At 68.0% G+C, this 23,748-nt stretch carries 22 protein-coding genes and 1 pseudogene; 10 read left to right on the forward strand and 13 right to left on the reverse strand.

Annotation, left to right across the window (positions count from 1 at the left end; genetic code table 11):
• The 5 genes from VGP60_RS28385 to VGP60_RS28405 all read right to left on the reverse strand — a co-directional run.
• The coding region (locus VGP60_RS28385; protein ID WP_327551184.1) for a glycosyltransferase 87 family protein at window positions 1-1,212 on the reverse strand (1,212 nt) is incomplete at its 3' end.
• A 154-nt stretch (window positions 1,213-1,366) separates the two neighbouring features.
• Window positions 1,367-2,578, reverse strand: coding sequence for an ABC transporter permease (locus VGP60_RS28390; RefSeq protein WP_327551185.1), 1,212 nt, complete (start codon window positions 2,576-2,578; stop codon window positions 1,367-1,369).
• Window positions 2,575-3,267, reverse strand: a complete 693-nt coding sequence (locus VGP60_RS28395; protein WP_327551186.1) for an ABC transporter ATP-binding protein — start codon at window positions 3,265-3,267, stop codon at window positions 2,575-2,577. Before VGP60_RS28395 ends, VGP60_RS28390 begins: the two co-directional genes overlap by 4 nt.
• Complete coding sequence (locus VGP60_RS28400; protein ID WP_327551187.1) at window positions 3,264-4,358, reverse strand: peptidoglycan-binding protein; 1,095 nt, start codon at window positions 4,356-4,358, stop codon at window positions 3,264-3,266. Before VGP60_RS28400 ends, VGP60_RS28395 begins: the two co-directional genes overlap by 4 nt.
• A complete protein-coding gene (locus tag VGP60_RS28405) occupies window positions 4,355-4,921 on the reverse strand; it encodes a hypothetical protein (protein WP_327551188.1) in 567 nt (188 codons plus the stop codon). The genes VGP60_RS28400 and VGP60_RS28405 overlap by 4 nt, the downstream gene beginning before the upstream one ends.
• 176 nt (window positions 4,922-5,097) lie before the next feature.
• On the opposite strand from VGP60_RS28405, the gene VGP60_RS28410 reads away from it, so the two are divergent.
• The 3 genes from VGP60_RS28410 (at window position 5,098) to sepH (ending at window position 7,960) form a co-directional block, all read left to right on the forward strand.
• Window positions 5,098-5,757 (forward strand): response regulator transcription factor, encoded by a 660-nt coding sequence (locus VGP60_RS28410; RefSeq protein WP_327551189.1) that lies wholly within the window; start codon window positions 5,098-5,100, stop codon window positions 5,755-5,757.
• Entirely contained in the window at window positions 5,754-6,923 is a 1,170-nt protein-coding gene (locus VGP60_RS28415) for a sensor histidine kinase (RefSeq protein ID WP_327551190.1), read from the forward strand. The genes VGP60_RS28410 and VGP60_RS28415 overlap by 4 nt, the downstream gene beginning before the upstream one ends.
• A gap of 188 nt (window positions 6,924-7,111) precedes the next feature.
• Window positions 7,112-7,960 carry a septation protein SepH gene (sepH, locus tag VGP60_RS28420; protein ID WP_327551191.1) on the forward strand — a complete coding sequence of 283 codons (849 nt, stop codon included), beginning with the start codon at window positions 7,112-7,114 and terminating at the stop codon, window positions 7,958-7,960.
• On the opposite strand, the gene VGP60_RS28425 is transcribed toward sepH, so the two are convergent.
• The 3 genes from VGP60_RS28425 to VGP60_RS28435 form a co-directional block, all read right to left on the reverse strand.
• The gene (locus VGP60_RS28425) at window positions 7,957-8,316 is read right to left on the reverse strand and encodes an MmcQ/YjbR family DNA-binding protein (protein WP_327551192.1); all 360 of its coding nucleotides are present in this window, start codon (window positions 8,314-8,316) and stop codon (window positions 7,957-7,959) included. The two genes, sepH and VGP60_RS28425, sit on opposite strands and share 4 nt — an antisense overlap.
• An 84-nt stretch (window positions 8,317-8,400) precedes the next feature.
• The gene (locus VGP60_RS28430) at window positions 8,401-9,042 is read right to left on the reverse strand and encodes a DUF2537 domain-containing protein (protein WP_327551193.1); all 642 of its coding nucleotides are present in this window, start codon (window positions 9,040-9,042) and stop codon (window positions 8,401-8,403) included.
• 34 nt (window positions 9,043-9,076) lie between these two features.
• Window positions 9,077-9,904 carry an RNA methyltransferase gene (locus VGP60_RS28435; protein ID WP_327551194.1) on the reverse strand — a complete coding sequence of 276 codons (828 nt, stop codon included), beginning with the start codon at window positions 9,902-9,904 and terminating at the stop codon, window positions 9,077-9,079.
• A gap of 222 nt (window positions 9,905-10,126) precedes the next feature.
• On the opposite strand from VGP60_RS28435, the gene VGP60_RS28440 reads away from it, so the two are divergent.
• The 4 genes from VGP60_RS28440 (at window position 10,127) to VGP60_RS28455 (ending at window position 13,923) form a co-directional block, all read left to right on the forward strand.
• Complete coding sequence (locus tag VGP60_RS28440; RefSeq protein WP_327551195.1) at window positions 10,127-11,626, forward strand: glutamate-cysteine ligase family protein; 1,500 nt, start codon at window positions 10,127-10,129, stop codon at window positions 11,624-11,626.
• 33 nt (window positions 11,627-11,659) lie between these two features.
• Window positions 11,660-12,265 (forward strand): TetR/AcrR family transcriptional regulator, encoded by a 606-nt coding sequence (locus VGP60_RS28445; protein ID WP_327551196.1) that lies wholly within the window; start codon window positions 11,660-11,662, stop codon window positions 12,263-12,265.
• 91 nt (window positions 12,266-12,356) lie between these two features.
• Entirely contained in the window at window positions 12,357-13,034 is a 678-nt protein-coding gene (locus VGP60_RS28450) for a biliverdin-producing heme oxygenase (protein ID WP_327551197.1), read from the forward strand.
• 265 nt (window positions 13,035-13,299) lie between these two features.
• Window positions 13,300-13,923, forward strand: coding sequence for a superoxide dismutase (locus VGP60_RS28455; protein ID WP_327551198.1), 624 nt, complete (start codon window positions 13,300-13,302; stop codon window positions 13,921-13,923).
• Window positions 13,924-14,236: 313 nt separating this feature from the next.
• On the opposite strand, the gene VGP60_RS28460 is transcribed toward VGP60_RS28455, so the two are convergent.
• The 3 genes from VGP60_RS28460 to VGP60_RS28470 all read right to left on the reverse strand — a co-directional run bounded on the left by VGP60_RS28460 (window position 14,237) and on the right by VGP60_RS28470 (window position 17,575).
• A complete protein-coding gene (locus tag VGP60_RS28460; protein WP_327551199.1) occupies window positions 14,237-15,484 on the reverse strand; it encodes an MFS transporter in 1,248 nt (415 codons plus the stop codon).
• Between the two features lie 116 nt (window positions 15,485-15,600).
• Window positions 15,601-16,032, reverse strand: a complete 432-nt coding sequence (locus tag VGP60_RS28465) for a MarR family transcriptional regulator (protein WP_327551200.1) — start codon at window positions 16,030-16,032, stop codon at window positions 15,601-15,603.
• 67 nt (window positions 16,033-16,099) lie between these two features.
• A complete protein-coding gene (locus VGP60_RS28470) occupies window positions 16,100-17,575 on the reverse strand; it encodes an NCS2 family permease (protein ID WP_327551201.1) in 1,476 nt (491 codons plus the stop codon).
• Between the two features lie 87 nt (window positions 17,576-17,662).
• On the opposite strand from VGP60_RS28470, the gene VGP60_RS28475 reads away from it, so the two are divergent.
• Together VGP60_RS28475 and VGP60_RS28480 are read left to right on the forward strand one after the other, a co-directional pair.
• Entirely contained in the window at window positions 17,663-17,911 is a 249-nt protein-coding gene (locus tag VGP60_RS28475) for a DUF2530 domain-containing protein (RefSeq protein ID WP_327551228.1), read from the forward strand.
• Between the two features lie 87 nt (window positions 17,912-17,998).
• A complete protein-coding gene (locus VGP60_RS28480; RefSeq protein WP_327551202.1) occupies window positions 17,999-18,436 on the forward strand; it encodes a hypothetical protein in 438 nt (145 codons plus the stop codon).
• A 56-nt stretch (window positions 18,437-18,492) separates the two neighbouring features.
• Here VGP60_RS28480 and VGP60_RS28485 read toward each other — a convergent pair whose 3' ends face one another.
• Window positions 18,493-21,336 carry a sacsin N-terminal ATP-binding-like domain-containing protein gene (locus VGP60_RS28485; protein ID WP_327551203.1) on the reverse strand — a complete coding sequence of 948 codons (2,844 nt, stop codon included), beginning with the start codon at window positions 21,334-21,336 and terminating at the stop codon, window positions 18,493-18,495.
• 772 nt (window positions 21,337-22,108) lie between these two features.
• Window positions 22,109-22,856 (reverse strand): annotated as a pseudogene (locus VGP60_RS28490) (DUF3027 domain-containing protein); the annotation flags it as partial.
• A gap of 51 nt (window positions 22,857-22,907) precedes the next feature.
• Between VGP60_RS28490 and VGP60_RS28495 the strand changes: the two are divergent.
• Window positions 22,908-23,699, forward strand: a complete 792-nt coding sequence (locus tag VGP60_RS28495; protein ID WP_327551204.1) for a glutaminyl-peptide cyclotransferase — start codon at window positions 22,908-22,910, stop codon at window positions 23,697-23,699.
• Window positions 23,700-23,748 lie beyond the last annotated feature (49 nt).

The following is a 23,748-nucleotide window of genomic DNA, read 5'->3' on the forward strand; positions in this document are numbered from 1 at the left end:
GACCCCGCGCTCGGTGGTGAGCGGCTCGGGCGTCTCCCGCGGCGCGCGGGCCGCGAAGGTCGCGATCGCGACCAGCAGAACCAGCCCGAGCAGTTCGTAGGACTCCGTCTCCAGCCAGTCGAACACCGTGCTCGCGGGCCGCGCGGCGTTCCACATCGGGCCGATCAGGAACAGCGCCGCGGAGAGCACCGTCAGCCCGCCGAGCCAGTACGAGAACGCCCTGTCGATACGCCGGTTCCGCACGCAGAGGTAGCCGAACAGCACCAGGATCGGCACGCACCAGGTCCAGTGGTGCGTCCACGAAACCGGCGAAACGAGCAGGACGCACAGCGCACACGCGGTGAGCGAGACGACCGGCTCCAGCGCGCGCAGCATCGCGAACGCCGTCAGCGCCAGCACGGCGAGGACAGCGACGATCCAGACGAGGTTCTCCGTCGATTCGGCGAAGCCCATCCTGGCGATCATGCCGCGCAGCGACTGGTTGCCCACGTAGTCGCGCCCGCCGATCCGGCCGGTCTCGAAGACCAGCTCGGTCCAGTACTTCGTCGACGCCGCGGGTGCCGCGAGCCACATGACCGCGGTCGCCGCCACGAATCCGAGCACCACGCGAGCGGCCGACTTGAAATCGCGCTGGAAGGCGAAGAACAGCACGAACACGGCGGGCAGGAGTTTGACCGCGGCGGCCAGCCCGATCAGCAGGCCTTTGGTCCGGCGACGGCCGGGCAGCAGAGCGTCGACCACCACGGCGACCATCAGCAACACGTTGATCTGGCCGAAGCCGAGTGTCGACCGGACCGGTTCCAGCAGCGCGCTGGCGAGCTGGGCCCCGATGGCGACCGAGGCCGCGATCATGTGCCCGCGGACGTCGGTGCGGTCGTGGAGCGCGCCGTTGAGGTGGGCGACGTAGAGGTACGCCACGACGCCGATCGCCAGGATCGACGCGATGCTGACCAGCTTCATCGTCATCGCGAACGAGAACCACGTGCCCGGCAGGAAGACGGCCGCGGCGAACGGCGTGTAGGTGAAGGGCAGCAGGATGCCGTGAGTCGTCTGGATCCCGGCGTCGTACGGCGTGCCGTGCTCGACGAGGGCGCGGGCGCCGCCGAGGTAGACCTCGAGGTCGAGCCCGTCGAACCGTTTGAGGACCAGCACCGTCACCAGTACCACCAACTCGAGTCCCGCGAACAACCAGCCGAGCCTGCGCACAGACATCCCCGCCACCGGTACCACGGACTCCCCCTAGCTACTCACCCCCAGCTCCGGCGAGACTACCGCCCCCCTCTCACGTCCCCCGACCCCAGGGAATATGTCGACACGTTCCCGGGGTGGTTGCGCGGGAACGTGTCGACGTATTCCCCGGGAGCGGTCAGGCGAGGGCTTGGGTGGGGGCCAGCCGGGCGGCGCGCATGGCCGGGTAGGCCCCGGCGATCGCACCGATGAGGGCCGAGACGCCGACACCACCGACGAGCGCGCCGATAGGGAGCACCGCCGGCCAGCCCTGACTCAGGGCATACCCGGCGGTCACGACAACGCCGACGAGCACACCGGCCGCCCCGCCGAGCCCGGACAGCAGGACCGACTCGGCGAGGAACTGCCCGCGGATCTGCCGTTTCGTCGCACCGAGCGCGCGCCGCAGCCCGATCTCCCGGCGCCGTTCCAGCACCGAGATCACCATCGTGTTCGCCACCCCGACGCCGCCGACGAGCAGCGCCACCGCGCCGAGCCCGAGGAACAGCGCACTGTAGGTGTTATCAGTGATCTTCTGTGCCGCCAACGCTTCCGACGGCCTGCGGACGTCGACCTCGTTGGGCGCCGCCGGGTTCAGCGTCTGGCCGAGCACCTGCCGCACGTTGTCCACTTCGGACTCGTCCGCGCGGACGTACACCGCGGTCGGGTGCCCGTCGAAGCCGAGGTACTGCTGCGCCGCCGCCCAGCCGACGATCACCGAACGCTCGACCTCCGGCGCCAGCGGCATCGGGCTCAGCACGCCGATCACGGTGAACCACTGCTCGCCGATCCACACCTGCGTCGGCTTCGCCGGGTCGACGTGGTCGATGCCGAGCCGGGCCGCCGCGACCGCGCCGAGCACGACGGTCGGGTAGCTCTGCGTTGCGGGACCGAGGAAAACCCCGCTGGTGATCTTGCCGCCGAGCACGTCCATCAGGTCGGGCGTACCGGCGAACACGCTGAGCCCGGAGGTCTCCTCCGCCGGGATCTTGTCGTTGCGCCGCACGGACTTCCCGGTTTTCCCGGTGGCCGTACCGGCGGTCACCGGGCCGATCCGCTTGGCCATCGGCACCGCGCTGTCCGGCAGTTTGGCGTCTTCGCCGAACATCGTCTGCCCTGGTCCCGCCGAGAGCAGGTTGGTGCCCATCGCGGCGAGCTGGTCGTGCAGCGCCTGCGCGCCGGACGCCGGGATGGCGAGCACCGCGACCATCGCGGCGACCCCGATCCCGATCCCCAGCGCGGAAAGCACGGCCCGCATCGGCCGGGTGCGCATCCCGTGCACCCCGAGGGTGACGACGTCCTGCGGTCCGAGCCGCGCGGGATCGGGCGGGGCGATCGCGGGCGCGCTCATCGGCCCACCCCGACCGGCGTTCCGGTGTCCAGGCGCAAAGTCCCGTCCAGCAGCTCGATGCGCCTGGGCACCCCGGCCGCGATTTCGCGGTCGTGCGTGATGATCACGATCGTCGTCCCGTCCATGCTGAGTTCGCCGAGCAGCCGCAGGATGGACGCGCCGGTCGTGGTGTCGAGGTTCCCGGTCGGCTCGTCGGCCAGCAGGATCGCCGGCCGGTTCACCACCGCCCTCGCGATGGCGACACGCTGTCGTTCCCCGCCGGACAGCTCCCCCGGGAAATGCCCGGCGCGGTGCCCGAGCCCGACCCGTTCGAGCGCCGCCAACGCCCTGGTGCGCCGCAGTCTTCGCGGCACCCCCGCGTACAGCAGCCCGGTCGCGACGTTGTCGACCGCGCTGACGCCGTCGCTGAGGAAGAACTGCTGGAACACGAACCCGATCCACCGCGACCGCAACGCCGACAGGCTCCGATCGGACAGCTTGGCGACGTCGTGGCCACGCAGCTCGATCCGCCCGCTCGTCGGCCGGTCGAGCGTGCCCATCAGCTGGAGCAGCGTCGACTTCCCGGACCCGGACGGGCCGACGATCGCGAGCATCTCGGCGTCCGAAATGGACAGTGAGACGTCCCGTAACGCCCGCACGTCACCGGGATAGGTCCGCGATGCCTCCCGCACCGCCAATACCGGGGTCACGACGTCGTCACCACCCGCAGGCCCTCACGTACTTCCGGACCGCTGATCTCGACCTGGCCGTCGCTGAACAACCCGGTCTCCACGGCGATGAGCCGCCGCTTCCCGGCCTCGTCGACCTCGACCGCGTACCCGCCCTCGGCGAGCGCGAGCAACGTGCCGACGGGAACCGCGAACACGCCTTTGCGTTCTCCCTTGACGAACCGGACGGTCGCGGTGGTGGCGTCGAGCGTGCCGGCGGCCGACGGATCGTCGAGCTTGATCGTCACGGTGATCTTCGCCTTGCCGTCACCGCCGTTGCTCTGGTCCTCGACGGCCGCGGTGTTGCCCACCTCGGTGATGGTGCCGGTGGTGGACTTGCCACCGGAGATGTCCAGCTCGACCTTCCCGCCCTGTTTCGCGAGGCTCTGCTTGGTCGCGTCGAGTTGCGCGGTGACGACCTTCTCCGTGCCGGTGACCTTCATCAGCGGCCCGGTTCCCTCCCCGCCGAGCTGGCCGCTGAGGGTGGACACCCGGACCGGTCCCGGCGCGAGGACGACGTCGCCCGGCGCGAAGGTGCCGGTTTCGGTCAGCCCCAACGACTTCTGCCACTTCTTGAGCGCGGTGGCCGTCGCCGCGGTGAACTTGTTGTCCGGCTTGAACGTGCCGAACCCCAGTGCCTTCAGGTTTTCTTCGAGCTCCTTCACATCCGGTCCGTCATCGGCGCCCTCGGCGAGGGCGCGGTAGAACGGGAGCGTGCCGTAGAACAGCGGCACCGCTTTGGCGTCCAGCCCGTACACGGCCTCGCCGCGTTCGATGACCGCGCCGAGCTGAGGGAACGACGTCAGCGTGCCCGGCTTGCGACCGGAGAGCTCACGCTCGTCGCCGTAACCGAGCTCGCCGCTGGCGGATTCCTCTTCGCTCAGGTCGGTCTTCTTCACCGTGGCCAGCTCGACAACTGGTGCCGGTTTCTGCTCCTGCGAGGCGTCGGCGGAAACCCTGGTCAGCACCACGACCGAAGCCGCACCCAGCACCACCACGACGATCGCGGCCGCGACGAACCAGCGTGCCCGGCGCCCGCGGCGAACCGCGCCCGGCCCTTCGTGTTCGCTCATTTCGCCGGCACCGCGGGCACCGCGCGCATCCCGTCACCCATGCCACAGGCCTTCATCGCGGCTTCCAACTTGCCCTCGTCGACCTGGGCGCGGTCGAGCTTCATCGTGGTCTTGCCGCCCTGCTCGGGATCGGGCATGTCGATACCGTGCTCCCGCATGCACTTGGCGTCCTGGCGCATCTTGTCCAGCTGCGCCGGGTCCAGCGGCTTCATTTCACCGCCGTTGGGCAGTAGTTTCCGGCAGGCCTCGTGCGCGGCCTCCATCTTGGCCATGTCGACGTTCTTGCCGTCTTCGGCGCCCTGGACAGCGATCATGCCCTTGCCGTCCGGGCCCGCCTGCGGATCGGGCATGTCGACGCCGTGCTCTCGCATGCATTTCGCGAAGGCCCGCATCTTGTCCTCGTCGGTGCCCTGGTCGGCGGCCGGATCGGCGCCGGGCTCCCCGGACTTCTCCGGGGAATTGATCGAAGCGATCTTGCCGTCACCGCCGTCATTGCTCGCGCAACCGGTCACCAGCGCCAATAAGACGCCCGCGACAAGTACGAAACCGTGTCGTTTCCTCATTCGCCCTCTCCTTCTTGCGATGGATCAGTGGATGGGGCGGGTCCGCCCCCGACGACCGGACCCGCTTGGGGGACAGGTCTACGGAGGAGCCGGTTTCGTGCCGTTAAGCGAAGTTGTTTATCTCGCGCTTATCCCCTGATCGGCGACAATGGGTGTCGACACTGAGGGAGGCGTCTTTGCGCGTACTCGTCGTTGAGGACGAACGGCTGCTGGCGGACACCATCGCGGAAGGATTGCGACGGCTGTCCATGGCCGTCGACGTCTGTTACGACGGCGGAGAAGCGTTGGAGCACATAGGAGTTCACGACTACGACGTCGTCGTGCTCGACCGCGACCTGCCGGTGGTGCACGGCGACGAGGTGTGCCGGGCGGCGCTGAAATCCGAGAGTGAAGCCCGGGTACTGATGCTCACCGCCGCCGCGGACATCGACGACCGGGTGGCCGGGCTCGGGCTCGGCGCCGACGATTACCTCACCAAGCCCTTCGCGTTCGCCGAGCTGGTCGCCAGGGTGCAAGCGCTGTCCCGGCGAGCGCGACCGGCGCTGCCGCCGGTGCTGACCCGCGCCGGTGTCGTACTCGACGTCCCCAGGCACCAGGCGGCGCGCGACGGCCGTTTCCTGCCACTGTCCCCGAAGGAGTTCGCCGTGCTGGAAGTCCTCATGCGAGCGGAAGGGACCGTGGTCAGCGCCGAAGACCTGCTGGAAAAGGCGTGGGACGAGCACGCCGACCCGTTCACCAACGCCGTCCGGGTCGCGGTGATGACGCTGCGCCGCAAGCTCGGGCTTCCCGCGCTGATCGAGACAGTGCCCGGCGCCGGCTACCGGTTCGACACATGAACAGCGTGCGCCTGTCGGTGCGGACCAAGCTGACCGCGCTCTACGGCGGGTTGTTCCTGCTCGCCGGGATCGCCCTGCTCCTGATCAACTACCTGCTGGTGAGGACTTCGCTACCGGATACCACCGCGTATGCGGCCACCATCGTGCAACGGCTTGACATCGCCACCGATTTCGCCCCTGCCACGCCGGCGCGGGGAATAGTGGCGGTGCCGAAGGGCGCGACCGGGGTGGTTTCCGGCTCACTCGCCGACTACCAGTCGTCCACACTGTCCACATTGCTCGTTCAGTCCGCGATCGCACTGGTCATCATGGCGGCGCTCGCGGTGTTCCTCGGCTGGGTGATGGCGAGCCGCGTGCTGCGGCCGCTGCACGAGATGACCGCCACCGCGCGGAAGCTCGGCGCCGAGAGCATGGACCGCCGGATCAACCTCGAAGGGCCGCCCGACGAGCTCAAGGAGCTCGCCGACACCTTCGACGGCATGCTCGACCGGCTCGCGGAATCGTTCGACAGCCAGCGCCACTTCGTCGCCAACGCCTCGCACGAGCTCCGCACGCCGCTGGCCGTGCAGCGCACGCTGATCGAGGTGGCGATGGCCGATCCGGACGCGCCGCCGGAGCTGCGGCGACTCGGTGAGCACCTGCTGCACACCAACGAGCGCAGCGAGCAGATGATCGAAGGGCTGCTGGTCCTCGCCCGCAGCAACCGCGGCCTGACCAGCCGGATCCCGGTGCGCCTCGACGAGGTGGCGGCGTCGGTGCTGCGCGCGTCGGCGGATCTGGCCACCGAACACGACGTCACCCTCCAAGCCGAAATGCAGCCGCGGACCGTCGCCGGCGACCCGGTGCTGCTCGAACGGCTCGTCACGAACCTGGTCCACAACGCCATCGTCTACAACGATGCGGGCGGCACCGTCCACGTGCGGGTCGGCCCGAATCCGGCGTTGATCGTGCAGAACACCGGCCCGTTCGTGCGGACCGACGCCATCCCCGCGCTGTTCGAGCCGTTCCGGCGGCTCGACCGCGACCGGACCAGTCACACCAAGGGCGCGGGGCTGGGATTGTCGATCGTCCGCTCGGTCGCACAGGCGCACGAAGGCAGTGTTTACGCGCAAGCGGGGGGATCCGGCGGGCTCGTAGTGGGCGTGTGGTTACCTAACACTCAGTGATCGAACAATTACCCACCTTGAGGTCGACCGCCTCGGCGCGTTCTCCCCGATCCGCCCGGTGAAGTGTCTCAAGATCGAGCGAGCAAGATCGAAAGCGGGAGAGTGAACACTCGGCGCGCCTCGCACGTCAAGGCGACGCGCCGAAGTAACGTCAACACCCACAAAGGTGAAGTCTCGGGAGGGCGAGCATGCGAGCGCTACGGGTTGTCGGGTTGCACGAGGACGGCAAGTCCATCGTGTGCGAAGACGTGGCGCGCGGTGAACGCTTTATTCTCCCGGCCGATGAAAGACTTCGCGCGGCTGCCAGGGGGGACGTCACTCGGCTCGGCCAGATCGAAATCGAGTTGGAGAGTCAAATGCGACCACGCGAGATCCAGGCCCGCATCCGAGCGGGTGAGTCGGTCGAACAGGTGGCCGCGACAGCCGGTGTCCCGGTACAGCGCGTCGAGCGCTTCGCGTACCCGGTGCTGCTCGAGCGTTCCCGCACCACCCAACTGGCCCAGGCCGCGCACCCGATCCGCGAAGACGGCCCGGACGTGCAGACCCTCGGCGAGGTGATCGCGCATTCGTTCGGCGTCCGCGGCCACGACTACGCCCACACGAAGTGGGATTCCTGGCGCGGCGAGGACGGCAAGTGGATCATCGAGCTCCGCTGGCAGGCGGGCCGCTCGGACAACCGCGCGCACTGGTCGTTCTCCCCCGGCGCGCACGGTGGCACCGTGACCGCGCTCGACGAGAACGCCGAAGACCTGCTGGACCCGACCGCCTACCGCGCGCCGCGAACCCTGCGCGCGGTCGAAGCCGAACCCGTCGAGGACGAGCAGCCGACCTTGGATTCCGTGGAACAGTTGCCCGCCGCCTCCGCTCCCGTCGTCGAACCCGACGATGACGACGACACCCGGGAGATCCCGCGGATCCCCGCGGAGGAGCCCGACGAGGCGAAGAAGCAAACCCCGCGCCCGAGGGGCCGGAAGAACCACCCGATCGTGCCTTCTTGGGAAGACGTCCTGCTGGGCGTCCGCTCGCAGCGGGGCTAGCTTTCGAGCTGGGCGATCAACGACTTCGGCGCGATCATGCGATAGGCGTCGGCGACGATCCGTTCGATCTCGGCCCAGTCCACGTCGACGTCGAGGCGGACCCCGAGCCAGCCACGATGCCCGACGTACGGCGGCCGGAAGAACCGCTCCGGCTCCTCGGCGACGAGTTCTTCCTGCACCCCGGGCGGCGCCGCGCACCAGAACCCGAGCAGGTCGCCGTGGTGATGGTCCGCGTAGGTGACGAACGTCTTCTTGCCGCGGACGAACCACGTCGGCTCGCCGTGGCTGTTGCGTTCCGACGTCTCCGGAAGCGCCAGGCATAGCCGTCTCAGTGACTCGAGCGGGTCGTCAGCCATAGCCCCATTATCGCGCGAAGTCGTGAGTGTTTACGAGTGTTAGAACACTTGTTGCCACTCACGAGCCACCCACCCAAGCCGGCGCTAAAGGGATTCGACGAGCACGCCGACCCACGAAACCAGCACGCCGGCAGCGGCGCCCAGTGCGGCCCAACGCAGGATCGGCATCTTCCGCGCCAGCCAGAGCGAAGGCGCGAGCCCGCCCGTCACGACGACGGAAGCGAGCAAGGCCAGCCAGCCGCTGGTTTCCCTGGCGAGGGTCCCGGCCAGTGCGAGCATCGCGATGACGACCACCGCCGCCGCGAACCCGGCCACGGTCAGCCCGGTGAGCCACGGCGTCGGCTCGCCTTCGGGGTCGGGCACGCCGAAGAGCCGCTCCAGCAGCGATGGGGCGGCGGGCTCGGCTTCCGGGGTCGGCTGGTTCGGGGGCGTGATCAGCACCTCGGCCTGGGTGACCGGGTCGAGGTAGTGCACGGTCGTCCCCATGACCGCGGCGACCCGGGCGGCCAGTTGCCTGCCACGCTGCGACACCACGGCCGTCGCTTCTTGCTCGCCAGAGGCTTCGTCGTCGCCCGCACGGCGTACCGCGGACGCGACCCGCGCCCACTCGTGCAGCGCGTCGGCGAGTTCGGCACCGATGGCCAGATCATGCGGATCGACTTCCCGCGCGCCCGGGCCGCCCGGCCCGGCCAGCACCGCGCGTTCACCGCGGATCCGCAGCTCCACCCCAGCGCCTCCAGTCCTCAAGTTGTCGATAACCCTAGTCACGGTCGGAGACCTCGTAGAACGCGACAGCCGCGGCGGTGGCCACGTTCAGCGAATCCACTCCGTCGGCCATCGGGATACGGACGGTGAGATCCGCGGCGGCCAGTGCCTCCTCGCTCAATCCTGGCCCTTCCGAGCCGAACAGGAGCGCGACGCGCCCAGTGGCGGTGTCGCGAAGGGACCGAAGGGCACGAAGGGACCGCAGAGACACGGAATCGGCGCGAGGCGTGAGCGCCGCCACGGTGAATCCGCGCTGCCGCAACAGTCCGAGCCCGCCGGGCCAGTCGTCGAAGGTCGCGAACGGCACCCGGAGCACGTGTCCCATGGAGACGCGCACGCTTCGCCGGTACAGCGGATCCGAACAACCCGCCCCGAGCAGCACACCGTCGACACCGAGTGCGGCCGCGTTGCGGAACAACGCGCCGAGGTTCTCGTGATCACCGACGCCCTCCAGCACCGCGAGCACGCGCGCGTTGTCGACGATGCCCTCGACGGACGGCGGCGCCGGCCGGTCCGCCACCGCGAGGACCCCTCGGTTGAGATGGAAGCCGACGACGTCCGCCATCGTCTCCGCCGAAGTCACGTACGCCGGGACGTCGAGCCCGGCCAGGTCGTCGGCCAGATCCCGGATGCGGCGCTCGACGCCCAGCAGCGCCCGCACCGGGTACGGCGACCGAAGCAGCCGCTCGACGACGACGGTTCCCTCCGCGATGACCAGCCCTCGCCCGCCGGGGCGGTCCGGCCGACGGTCCGCAGTGGACAAATCACGGAAATCGTCGAGTCCCGGCTCATTCTTGTCTTCGGTGAAGATCACTCGCGCCACGGAGACGAGTGTGCCATCCGGGAAATATAGGCACGACTGCTCCGAACGCCGAACCGGCGAAGGGTACGAACGGACGAGTTTTGCTCACAGTTAACCCGCGGTGACGGACAGCACCAGATTGGCGCTATACCCAGCTGTCTCACCGTGGAACGGTGGCGAACGGGACGGGTAACTTCGCCAAGCCCTCGCGAAGCCCTGACCGGACAAGGAGCGGAAACAAGTATGGGCAAGGACCTGTCGGCGGACCCTTTCAACCCGCGGGACCGCGGGCGATACCGCCGCAAAGTCCAACGGTGTCTGGATACTCTCGCGCGGATGCTTTCCGATGGCAGTTTTTCCTTCGCCCGCAAGAACATCGGGCTGGAAGTCGAGCTGAACCTCGTCGACGGCGACATGCTCCCGTCGATGTCCAACATCGCTGTACTCGATGCGCTGGACGACCCGTCGTTCACCACCGAGCTCGGCCAGCACAACATCGAGCTGAACGTGCCACCGCGCCCACTGGCCGGGGACAACGCGCTCGAACTCGAGGAAGACCTGCGCGCGTATCTCTCGAAAGCCGGGTTGAAGGCGCAGGGCGCCGGGGCGACGCTGGCGATGATCGGCATCCTGCCGACGTTGACCCATGATCACTTCGACCAGAAATGGCTGACGAACAGGGCCCGTTATTCGCTGCTCAACGACCAGATCTTCGCCGCCCGCGGGGAGCACACCGTGCTCGCCATGGAGGGCTCCGCGCTGGAGGGCCGCAAACCCGAGCGGCTGCGCAGCTACGCCGAGTCGATCCTGCCGGAAGCGGCCTGCACCTCGGTGCAGCTCCATCTGCAGGTGGCGCCGGAGGAGTTCGCCGCACATTGGAATGCCGCGCAGTGCCTTGCCGGGGTTCAGGTCGCGCTCGGCGCGAACTCGCCGTTCCTGCTGGGCAAGGCCCTCTGGCACGAGACGCGGATCCCACTTTTCCTTCAGGCCACCGACACCCGGCCCGAGGAGCTCAAGAACCAGGGCGTCCGGCCGCGGGTGTGGTTCGGCGAGCGGTGGATCACCTCCATCTTCGACCTGTTCGAAGAGAACGTCCGCTACTTCCCTGGCCTGCTACCGGAGACCGACTCCGAAGACCCGATCGAAGCGCTCGAATCCGGGCAGGCGCCGAAGCTGACCGAACTCCGCCTGCACAACGGCACGGTCTGGAGATGGAACAGGCCGGTGTACGACGTCGTCGAAGGCGTACCGCACCTGCGGGTGGAGAACAGGGTGCTGCCCGCCGGCCCGACCGTGCTCGACGTCGTCGCGAACGCGGCCTTCTTCTACGGCGCCCAGCGCGCGCTCGCCGAGCAGGAGCGGCCGATCTGGACCCAGATGTCGTTCCAGGCAGCCGAAGAGAACCTGTACGCGGGCGCCCGCCAGGGCTTCAACGCGCAGCTCTACTGGCCGGGCATCGGCTGGGTGCCGCCGGACGAGCTCGCGCTGCGGGTGCTGCTGCCGCTGGCACACGAAGGCCTCAAGCGGTCAGAGGTCTCCGACGAGGCCCGCGAGCGCTACCTCGGTGTCATCGAGCAGCGGTGTCTCGCGAGGAAGACCGGCTCGTCGTGGCAGCGCGACTTCGTCCTGCGCGCGCAGGACAAGGGCCTGGAGCGCGACGAGGCGCTGAGCCGGATGCTGTCGCGGTACCTCGAGCTGTCCGCGGAAGGTGAGCCCGTCCACCTGTGGTCGTTGGATAGCTGAAGGGGCACTATTGAGGCCCTGAGGAGGTGGGCCGTGCCCAAGATCATCGGTAGTTCGCTCGGCGAGCACCGGGAGCAGGTCCGCGCTCGAGTGTTCGACGTCTTGCGCAACCAGCTCTACGAGCGTGGGTTCGACGCCATCACGCTGGCCAGCGTCGCCGCCGAGGCCAAGCTCGGCCGCACGGCGATGTACAACCACTTCCCGGACAAGGAAAGCCTGCTCGTCGCGTTCGTCGAGGACGAGGCGACCCGGTACGTGCGGCAGCTGAGCGAGGCCGTCGGCGCGGTGAAGGACCCGATCGAGAAGCTCGCGACCTTCGTCCGGCTGCAGCTGCGGGTCCTCGCGGAGTACCACGTCCCGCCGGGTGCCGCGCTGGCCTCGACGCTCGCGCCCGCCGCGTACCGGAGGATCACCGCGCACGCCGACCCGATCACCGACAAGCTGCGCGAGATTCTCACCGAAGGGATGAACGCGGGCCGGTTGCCCGCCGAGGACCCGGACGTCCTGATCCCGATGATCACCTCGGCATTGGCCAACCGCCAGCTCGTCGACGTCCCCCCTGAGCAGCTGGAACACGCCGTCGACACGGCGGTGCGGTTCGTCCTGCGGGCGGTGGGGGCGGCAAAAGTTACGGAGTGAACGCCGGAATTAGGGTAGCCTAAGTGAGCTTCTTCGTTTAGGCTCTTTCTGACAGGTTGTCATCTCGATGGCTACTGCAGGAGGCGCCAAGATGTCGGTACCCATGGTGACGGAGCTGGAGCAGACTCCGTTTTCGCGGACACTGCGCGCATCCACCAAGATCGTCCACGAAAAGGCCAACCACTCCGGCTACATGAACGCGCTGCTCGGCGGCGAGCTCAACCAGGCCGGGTACACACAACTGGCCGTCCAGTACTACTTCATCTACCAGGCTCTCGAGCAGGCCACTGACAAGATGGCCGCCGACCCGGTCGGCCGCGGCTTCGTCTTCGACGAGCTCCGCCGGATGCCGAAACTGCGCCGCGACATGGCGTACCTAGTCGGCCCGGACTGGGAGGACACCATCCGGCCCATCCCCGCCACCGAGGCGTACCTCGAGCGCATCCGCGCCACCGCCGCCGAGTGGGCCGGTGGCTACGTCGCGCACCACTACACCCGCTACCTCGGCGACATCGCCGGTGGCCAGGTCATCCGCCGTCTCCTGGAGAAGAACTACCAGCTCAAAGACGCCGGAGCGCTCTTCTACCACTTCGAGGAGATCGGCAGCGCGCCCGCGTTCCGCGACCGCTACCGCGCCAAGCTCGACAGCGCCCCCTGGGACGAAGCCGAGCAATCCCGCGTCATCGACGAGACGCTCGTAGCGTTCGAGTGCAACGTCGCCGTCTTCGCCGCCCTCGCCGAAGACATGGACCAATACCGGATCGACTAGCCCACGCCCGCCCGTGACCTGCGCGATCATCTCCCGCGCAGCTAGGTGAGTCGTAAGCGGCGTCACATCGGCTTGACCTCCACTTAACTGGAGGTAGCAGGCTCGGTTTCAGGCAACAGGCCCTCGGGTACTGCTTGGAAGTACAACCAAGTGCGTTCCACCTGTGGAGATACCGCGGCCCCGGTCGCCGGGAACGGGTGAGAGCTACTAGGTTCGATACTGAACTTGCGTCACCGCAAAAGTCGATGAAAAAAAGGAGGGCCACATGGCCCGGTATGAACTCCCCGAACTCGACTACGACTACAGCGCGCTCGCGCCGCACATCTCGGCCGAGATCAACGAGCTGCACCACAGCAAGCATCACGCGACCTACGTCAAGGGCGCGAACGACACCCTCGACAAGATCGCCGAAGCCCGCGACGCCGGCAACTTCGGTGACATCGTCGGCTTGTCGACCACGCTGGCCTTCCACCTGGCCGGCCACGCCAACCACGTCGTGTGGTGGAAGATCCTTTCCCCGGAAGGCGGCGACAAGCCGACCGGCGAGCTCGCGGCCGCGATCGACGAGGCCTTCGGTTCGTTCGACAAGTTCAAGGCGCAGTTCACCGCCGTGTCGACGACCATCCAGGGCAACGGCTGGGGTGCGCTCTCCTGGGACCCGATCGGCAAGACGCTGATCACCCAGCAGCTGCGTGACCACCACAACAACCTGGTCCTCCCGACCACGCCGATCCTCCTGGTCGACGTCTGGGAGCACGCGTTCTACCTCGACTACAAGAACGTGAAGCCGAAGTACGTCGAGGCGCTTTGGAACATCTTCAACTGGGCCGAGATCAGCAAGCGTTTCGACAACGCCGTCGCCGGTGGCAACGGCCTCCTGCTGGGCTGATTTTCCAGGTTCACACCATCGGGGCTCTTCCGCACTTGGAAGGGCCCCGGTTTTGTGCCGGGACCATCGCCATCTGTCGACAGATGGCGGTATCTCAGTTCGTGAGAGATCACGTGATGTCGACATCTCGTGCCCATAATGAACGAAGCCCCGCCGCCGGGGTTCCCGGCTGCGGGGCTTCGCCCGTTCCCGAACTGACTGCCGCTCCCACCACGAAGCGGACACCTGTGAGGTTAGCCTACCCTCACCTAGGTGCGCAAGTCCCTATCTGTGGCCCGGCAGCGGACGAGAAGCCGGCCCGTGGCCAGCCGGTTCACCGCCGCGCCAGCACCCGCAGACCACTGAAGCGGCTTTCCGACCGGACGCCGCCGCGGCGGATCAGGATCGCCGCGCACGCCACCGCGGCCACCGCGGAGACGGCTCCACCGACGAAGAACGGCGAGCGCCCACCGAAGGCGTCGGCCAGCCAGCCGGTCATCGGTGCGCCGATCGGGTTGCCGCCGATCAGCACGAGCACGTAGATCCCCATCACCCGGCCGCGCATCTCCGGGCTGACCGCGGTCTGCACGAGCGAGTTGGCCGTGTTCAGGAAGGTGATCGTGGCGTACCCGAGCGGGATCAGCGCGATCCCGAACGAGAGGTACGTCGGCATGGCCCCGGCGACGAACTCCAGCGCCCCCAGGCTGAACGCGGAGATGATGAGCAACCGCACGTTCGGCCCGCCGCGAGCCCCGCGCCTGGCGGCCATCAGCGCGCCGGTGAACGTCCCGACCGCGATCAACGTCGACAGCAGGCCGTAACCGTCCGCCTGGGTACCGAAGACGTTCGCCGCGATGATCGCCAGCGAGGTGAAGTAGGTGATACCGAACGTGCTGACGAAGAACACCAGCACCATCACGGTGACCAGGTCCGCGCGGCCGCGGACGTACCGCAGGCCCTCGACGAGCTGGCCTTTCGCGCGCGGGATCGTCGGGCCGCGGAAGAGCTTGTCCGGGTCCATCATCGCGAGTCCGGTGATGACCGCGAGCGTGGTGACGGCGTTCGCGATGAACAGCCAGCCGGTGCCGACCCAGGTGATGGTGAACCCGGCGATGGCGGGCCCGACGATCCGGGCCATGTTGAAGATCGACGAGTTCAGCGCGACGGCGTTGGTGATCTGGTCACGGCCGACCATTTCGGCCACAAAGGACTGTCGCGCCGGCACTTCGAGCGCACCCATACAGCCGAGCGTGACGCACAGAAGGTAGACCTGCCACAACGTCACCAAACCGGTCAGATTCAGCATGCCGAGGAGCACGGCCTGCGCGCCGGTGAGGCTCTGGATGATCATCAGCAGGCGCCGCTTGTCGACGCGGTCGGCGAGCACACCGGCCCAGAGCGAGAGGAACAGCGTCGGGGTGAACTGCAGTGCCACCGCGATGCCCAGCGCGATCGGGTTGTTGCCGCTGAGGGTGAACACCAACCAGTCCTGCGCGATGCGCTGCATCCAGGTGCCGATATTGGAGATCACCTGGCCACTGAAGAACAGCCGGTAGTTCCGCACGCGCAGCGACGAGAACATCGTCGGCTTGCGCGTGGGTGGGCTCTGCGACTCAGGGTGGGGCGGCGGTGCCGAATCCCGGGTAGCTGTGGTTGTCGAATGACACTCTGCTTTGCTACCCGTGTTCGTCACTGCTGTTAGTTCCCCGCCATCCTGTCGATTATTTCGGCGGCCTCGGAGAGCACTTCGCGCTCCTCACCGCTCAACCCCGCCAGTTGCTGATCCAGCCACGCTTCGCGTGCCGAGATCGTGTCCTCGATAAAGCTCAGGCCGATCGTGGAAAGTTCGACGATCGCCTGACGGCCGTCGGTCGGGTGCGGCTTGCGCTTCACGTGACCGAGCTCTTCCAGCGCGGCGATGACCCTCGTCATCGACGGCGGCTGCACGCCTTCTTTCGCCGCGAGCTGGCCAGGGGTCAGCGGGCCGCACTTGTGCAGCGTGGAAAGGGCCGAGATCTGGGTCAGCGAAATGCTTTCGCCCGCCCGTTGCGCCCGAAGTTTCCGGTTGAGCCTGACCACCGACAGCCGCAGCCTGCTCGCCAGTGAGCGTTCGTGTGCGCCTTCGGACATAATCGTTAGCATACCTTACGATCGTTTGACCAGGCACAGCCATCAAGGTGACCTTGGTGTCAATCGACTAGCCGATCAACTCCCGCAGCGGCCCGACGGCGAAATACGCGACGAAAGCCACCGCGATCACCCACATCAGCGGGTGGATCCGGCGGGTCTTGCCGGTCGCGACCTGGATGACCACGTAAGTGATGAACCCGACGCCAACACCGTTGGTGATCGAGTACGTGAACGGCATGACCACGATCGTGAGGAACGCGGGCAGTGCGAGGGAGAAGTCGGTGAAGTCGATCTCCGAGATCTGGCGGATCATCAGCGCGCCGACCACGACGAGCGCGGGCGCGGCGGCCTCGACCGGCACGACCTCGTACAGCGGGGTCAGGAACATCGCCGCGATGAAGAGCAACCCGGTGACGACGTTGGCCAGCCCGGTCCGCGCGCCTTCCGCGATCCCGGCGGCCGACTCGATGTAGACCGTGTTGGAGCTCGACGAGCCCGCACCACCGGCCACCGCGCCCAGGCTGTCGACGAACAGCGCCTTGCCGACGTTGGGCAGCTGCCCGTCCTTGTCGATCAGGTCCGCTTCCTTGCCGAGGCCGGTCATCGTGCCGATGGTGTCGAAGAAGTCGGTGAGCACCAGGGTGAACACCAGCAGCGCGGCGGTGATCGCCGGGACCTGTACCCAGGCGTCGAAGTTCACCTGACCGAGAAGCGAGAGATCCGGCAGGCCGGCGATGTCGTCGGGCAGCGCCGGGTAGCCGAGGTTCCAGCCCTTGGGGTTGGTGCCGTTGGACGGACCCGCGTGCACGATGGCTTCGAGGACGATCGCGAAAACCGTGGTGATCAGCACCCCGATCAGGATCGCGCCGCGGACGTTCCGCGCGACCAGCACACCGGTGATCAGCAGGCCGACCACGAACACCAGGGTCGGCCACGACGCGATCGAGCCGCCGATGCCGAGTCCGACCGGCACGGTCGTGTTCGCCGCGTCCGGCAGCCGTCGCACGAAGCCGGCGTCGACCAGCCCGATGAGGCAGATGAACGCGCCGATCCCGACGGCGATCGCGGACTTCAACGAGGCCGGGACGGCTCTGAACACCATCGTGCGGATCCCGGTGAGCACCAGCACGAGGATGACGATGCCGTTGAGCATCACCAGGCCCATCGCGGCAGGCCAGCTCATCTGCGGGGCCATCGTCACCGCGACCATGGAGTTGATGCCGAGCCCGGTGGCCATCGCGAACGGGTAGTTCGCGACCAGTCCCATCAGGATGGTCATCACCCCGGCGACCAGCGCGGTCACCGCGGCGACCTGCGACACCGGCAGGATGTTGCCGAACAGGTCCTTGTGCGCGCCGGCGTCAGTCGCGGAGAAACTACCGATGATCAGCGGGTTCAGCACCACGATGTAGGCCATCGCGACGAAGGTGACGACCCCGCCGCGGATCTCCCGCCCGGTCGTCGAGCCGCGTTCGGTGATCTTGAAGAACCGGTCCAGCCGGGAAGCCGGTGCCTGCTCGGTCTCTACTGCGGTGTCCGCCATCAGTTGCCTACCTTCGCGCGCGTGGTGCTGCCGGGTACCCTTCCCGACGTGGCCGAAGCGATCGATTCCGGGGAAGTTACAGGCTCGTTGCGGCCTACGCCGGAGCTGCCGAAGAAGCTGACCGACCTGACGCCGGTGGTGATAGTAGGCACCGGTGTCTGGACTGTCGCGCTCGTGGTGCTTTTCGTGATTTATCTCAGTTCGGACGACGCGCCCACCACCTGGCTGTGGACGGCGGTCGCGGGCATCGCGCTCGGCTTCATCGGACTGGGGATCGTCGCGTGGCAGCGCACCGCGTCCCGCCGCGGCTCGAAGGGTGCCCAGCGCGGGATCTAACTTCCCACGAACCGGTGAATCACGTTCCTCGCCGGACGGTTCTCACGCTCTACTGGATGGCGTTGTCTCCGCCGACGAAAGAGAGCAATGAGCCGTCTCGCACGAATCCTGGCCACCGTTTCCCTCGCCTGTACCGGATTGGCGCTGGTCACAGCGACACCGGCCATGGCATCGACAGCGATCTCCATCAAGGGCACCTCGGCGGATCTCGGCGCCGGGTTCACGGGCACCCTGATCTGGCAGGACCGCACCAGGTTCACCGCGTCGGTCAAGCTCGAAGACCGCCTGTGCGACGACAAGCAAGCCTACTTCTCGTTCCTCGTCACGCCCGGCGTCGGCCAGCACTGGGAGGGCAAGCGCCGCTTCAACGACGAGGGCTGCCACAACACCGTCGAGTGGTCCGGGATCGCGGGCAAGGACGACTCCGGGATCGTCGCGACGTCGCTGATCGTCTGCACCGATCTGCCGACCGGCACCGACGCCTGCCAAACCTACAAATACGACAATCCGAACACCGCAGGCTAACTCGGGCGCGGAGCTGCAGGGGACTTTCGCTGCCTTCTGGGCAGTGAAAGTCCCCTTCAGCCCAGTAGGGCGGCGGGGCTCGGGTCGTCTAGCAGGGCGGCGATGAGGTGGCGGTCCGGCCAGCGGTCGACGGCCCAGGCAAACGCTTTCGCCAGGCCTTCCGGGGTGTCCGACGCGTGCAGGCGGCCGTCCGACCACCAGGGCGCGGTGTGCTCGGTACCGTCGACCGACACGGTGAGCTGCTCATGGAGGAGTGGCCCGCCCGGAGGAAGCGGCAGGTCGAGCAGCTCCGCGACGACACCGATGGCGGCGAGTTCGGTCCACGGGACGTACTCGCTCTCGCTGGTGACCTCGGCCGGGAGCCCACCGGCCAGCGGCAGGTCGAGTAGCTCGGCGAGCTTGGCCGCACCGGACGTCGACGCGACGAGCCGTTGCGGCGACAGCACGGCCGCGGCCCACGGAACATCCAGCACGACGGCGGTTTCGGCGTCAGCGACCGTGCCGTCCACCGTCCGGACGCGCGCCGGAGCGGCGATGTCGTGCGGGTTCACCGGCGTCTCGGCGAGCGCGGTGTGCGTCCGCGTGATCAGGCCGAGCGCGATGGTCCGGTCCGGATCTCCCAGTCGCTCCAACAGATCCGAGACATCGTCCACATCGGACACTTCGAGCTTGGACCGGACTCCGGCGGCGGCGAGCACCTCGACGGTCAGGTCGAGATCGGGCACCGGGTCGTACAGACCGGCCAGCGAACTCGCGTCCGGGAGCCGCCATTCGCCGGGAATCCGATCGGCCAGCACCGCGAATCGCGCGAGCCACCAAGGTGTATGACCGTCCCTGTGGGTCAGCGCAGCCCACGTCGACGGTTCACTGGCCAGCAACCGCAGCGCGGCGGGCCAGGCGTCGTCGGCGACCAGATCCAGATCCCGCACGGCCACGAGCCGGGTGGGCGGCTCCTCGAACGAGTCCCACCACTCCTGCTCTTCCGGCAGGCTGTGATCGGCTTCGATCGGATCCTCGTCGGACAGCACGGCGAACTTGTCGAGCACGCCGATCGCGGTCAGCGTCTCGATCGGCCAGTCCTCGGCGAATTCCTCGTCCAGCACCGAAAGCGGGCCGTCTTCGGCGAACACTTCGGCGTCGAAAATCTTCCGCAGCGGCGATGTCGGCAGCACGAGCTCGTCCGCGCGGCGCCAGCCATCGGCACACGGCAGAGCCAGCGCGCCGAGCCAGGCGAAATCGTCGGAGTTGGACTCCGCGACCAGTCGCAGCGCCGCACCGGCAAGCTCCATACCATCCATACCGGACAGTGCGTCTTCCACACTGCGCTCGACGGCCTCACGCAGCGCCGGCGCTTCGAGCAGGTCTCGCGCCTCGGCATGCTTGGCGCCCAAGCGTTCCAGCAACGGGTGCGCCGCGTCCGGGTGCACCAGCCGGAGACCGGCGATGTCCACATCGGACAGAAGTTCGAGCAGTTCGTCGGAGCCGTTGACGAGCAGCGAGCCACGCGGGCCGGGAAGCGTACGGCCGTCGGAGAGCGGAACGGGCAGGCCGCCCAGCTCGTCGTCGATGATCTCGTGCGCTTCCAGGAGCGGCAGCAAAGCGTCGTAAAGCGAGTGCCACCAACCGGGTTCACGATCGACTCCGGTCAGCTTCTCGACGACCTCGGCCGCGCCGACAGCTTCAGCACCGACAGAAGCGAGCGCGCGCACGACAGCCGGTCCGGTGAGCGGCGCCGCGATCAACCCGTGGACCACCTCGGCGAGCAGCTCCACCAGCGCGGGTGACTCGACGTCGAGCACCCGTGCCCGCGAACCCGTCGACTCACCACCGGCCGCGAGCGGAAGCCAGGCATTCCTGGTCAGCTGCTCGATCACCATATCCCGCAGAGAACTGTCTACTTCGGACAGTGGGAATCGGGCGGCGGGAACCAAAGCGAGCCGGTGCTCGACCGGGAGCTTGCGCACCAGTTCGGGGTACGCGGCCGCGGCTGCTTGCAGCGCAACGGGAAGCGTCTCGTCACCGGCCAGGACACGGCGACGCGAAGGCTCGATCGGGACCGACGCGATCAGGCGCGCCGGAAGCGAAAGTCGTTCGTCGGTGGGCGTCGGAGCGTGCAGGACGTCCTCGTCGAGCGGAACCGGGACACCGTCTTCGGTGACCGGGACAGCCCAAACGGATTCGGTCGCGTGGGTCAGCCAGCGCTGGACCGTTCCCGACGGGAAGACGATCTCGACGATGTCGCCTTCGACGGCCGAGCGCGTCCAAACCGCGTCTTCGATCTCGATCCGGGACAGCCACGGCAGGGCGAGCAGCAGATCCGGGACGTCGTCCGAGAGGCTTGCGAGCAGCTCGGCGCCGACTACACCGGACGCGAGCGGAAGCCGGACTTCGGTATCGAAGCCTTGCGGCACAGCGGGTTCGTCGTCGGCGACCGGCCACGGCAAGCGCAGGACCGGCACGTCACCTTCACGCTCGGCGGCGACGCGCGTCTCGGCGGCGGAGAACCCCACACCGCCGGACGTCGACACCACACGCGGCGCTGTCGTGACCGCCAGAACGGCGGCGAAACCGACTCCGAAGGTACCGACCGTGTCACCCTGCTTCGCCGAAGCACGCAGCGAAGCGAGCGCCGCGACTCCGGGAACATCAAGGGGCGCACCGGTATTGGCGACGCGCAGCTCATTGTCCACAAGGGACACTCGAAGGCGGCCGGGGTCCTTGACGGCCAGTGCCGCGTCGGCGGCGTTCTGGGCCAGCTCCACGAAGAGCCGGTCCCGGTAGCCGCCGACCTTCAGATCGGTCTCGGCGTTGGTGTCCTCGGTGAACCGGGTCGGCGAATCACGCCAGGCCCGCAGGACCGAGGCGCGGAGTGCCTCGGTCCCGAACGGATCTGCGCTCACTCGGAGACGGTGGGCTTGGTGGCGTCCGAGGACTCACCCTCGGCTTCGGCGATCACTTCGGGCTCGACCACGGCGAACTCGGTCTCGACGGCTTCGCCCTCGATCGGCTCGGTCACTGCGGCTTCGGCTTCCACGGGCTCGGCTTCGATAGCCGCGACCGGCTCAGCGTCAGCAGTTTCGACCGGCTCAGCCTCGGGCGCTGCAGCTTCAGCGGACTCGGCCACAGCGGCGACGAGCGGCTCAGCTTCAGCGGTTTCGGCCACCGGCGCCTCAGCTTCCACCGGCTCAGCTTCAGCAGACTCGGCCACCGCAGCTTCAACTGGCTCAGCCTCAACAGCTTCAGTCACCACAGCTTCAACCGGCTCAGCCTCGGTGGGCTGTGCCACCGTAGCTTCGACCGTCACAGCTTCCGCAGGCTCAGCTTCAGCGGCCACCGGCTCGGCAACTTCAGTCGCCACAGCCTCGACGGGCTCGGCCTCAGTCGCCACGGCTTCCACAGGCTCGGCCTCAGCGGTTTCCACCGACTCAGCCACCGCGGCCACGATGGATTCCGCCTCAGCGGACTCGGCCGCGACCGGCTCAGCAACAACCGGCTCAGCTACCGCAGCATCAGCAGGCTCGGCCACAGCGACCTCAACCGGCTCCGCCTCGGCAGCTTCGACCACCACAGCCTCAGCAGGCTCGGCTTCAGCAGTCTCAACCGACTCAGCCACCGCCGCCACGATCGACTCCGCCTCAGCCGACTCCGAGACCGGCGTGCGCTCCACCGAAACCAGGTCGATCAGCGAGTCGTCGTAAACCAGCTCGGCCACCGGGATCGACGAGGTGACCTCGACCTCGATCTCGGAATGCGCGCCACAGCCGTACTCGACGTTGACGGCGTGACCGTCGGCGGGCGAAATGTCGTTGGTGCAGACCCCGAACGCGCCGCGCATGGAGCCCGCGAGCGGCACGAAGAACCCACAGGTGCCACAGCTGAACTGCGCGCTGCGCGCCATGTCCGACCGCGGGCCGTACTCCCCTGCCTGCCAGCGCGCGGCGGCTTCCTCACGCCCGAACCGCGACAGGACCTGGATGCGGCCGAGACCGGCCTCGATCGCGACCTCTTCGACAGCGGGGTCGTCCGACGCGAGGTACGCGGGAACGAGCCGCGGGTCGTCCTTTTCGGTCGGGAAGATGTCGCCGACGCCGAGGTCGCCTGCCTGGACGCGGCGCTCCCACGGCACCCACGCCGGCGCGATCAGCGCGTCGGGACCCGGGATCAGCACGACCTCGCTGACCGTCACGGGTGCTTCCTCGTCCGCGGTCGCCACGGTGACCGACCAGCGCCACCCGCGGTAGCCCGGTACGCCTGCCTCGAACAGGTGACTTACCGCGACAGCGTCTTCGGCCTCCACGCCGACGTACGCTCCGACCCGCTCGACCTCGGCTTCTTCCGCCGCGGCCGCTCGAGCGAGCTCGACGGCGTCGACGAGTTTGCGGTGGATCGAACCGTCGTCGAGGGTCAGCAGGAGGGTCATAGAGTCAATTGTGCCGCACGCGCTCCAGCTGCTCGTGTCAGGCTGTGCCACGTGCGCAAGCTCCTCACCTCGTCGATCGTTCTCGTCGCCGTCCTCGCGGGCTGCGCGGCGACGTCGACGCCCGTCGAACAGTCGCCCGCCTCACTGCCACGGCTGAAGCCCGACGTGCTCGAAGTCCTCCCCCACGATCCGGCCGCGTTCACCCAGGGGCTCGAGTTCGTGGGCGCCACGCTGTACGAAGGCACCGGGCTGACCGGCCACTCGGTGGTGCAGGCGGGGCCGCCCGGCCAGGCGCCGTCGGTACGTGCGGCGCTGTCGCCGGAGCTGTTCGGCGAGGGCCTGACCGTCGTCGGGCCGACGCTCTGGCAGCTCACGTGGCAGAACGGTTTCGCCATCGAACGCGACGCGTCGACGCTCGCCGAGCGGCGCCGCGTGCCGTACAGCGGTGAGGGCTGGGGCCTTTGTCACCAGCAGGGAAGCAACAGACTGGTCATGAGCAACGGGTCGGACAAGCTCACCTTCCGCGATCCGCGCACCTTCGCCGAGACGGGCAGCGTGACCGTCCACTCCGGCGGCCAGACCTTCGGCCAGCTGAACGAGCTGGAGTGTGTCGGCGACGAGGTCTACGCGAACGTCTGGCAGACCGACACGATCCTGCGTATCGACGCCGCCACCGGTTCGGTCACCGCGACGGTCGACGCCGCCGGCCTGCTCAGCGCGAGCGAAAAGGGCTCGGCCGACGTGCTGAACGGCATCGCCGCGGTGCCCGGAACCGACCAGTTGCTCCTCACCGGGAAGCTGTGGCCGAAGATGTTCAAGGTCAGACTCGTCCCGGCCCCCTGATTTGTCCCTGACCTTGCCCGTTAAACGGGCGAGGTAGCACCGAAGTAAG

The sequence above is a fragment of the Amycolatopsis sp. genome, assembly GCF_036008905.1.
In the GTDB taxonomy this organism is placed as follows: Bacteria; Actinomycetota; Actinomycetes; order Mycobacteriales; family Pseudonocardiaceae; genus Amycolatopsis.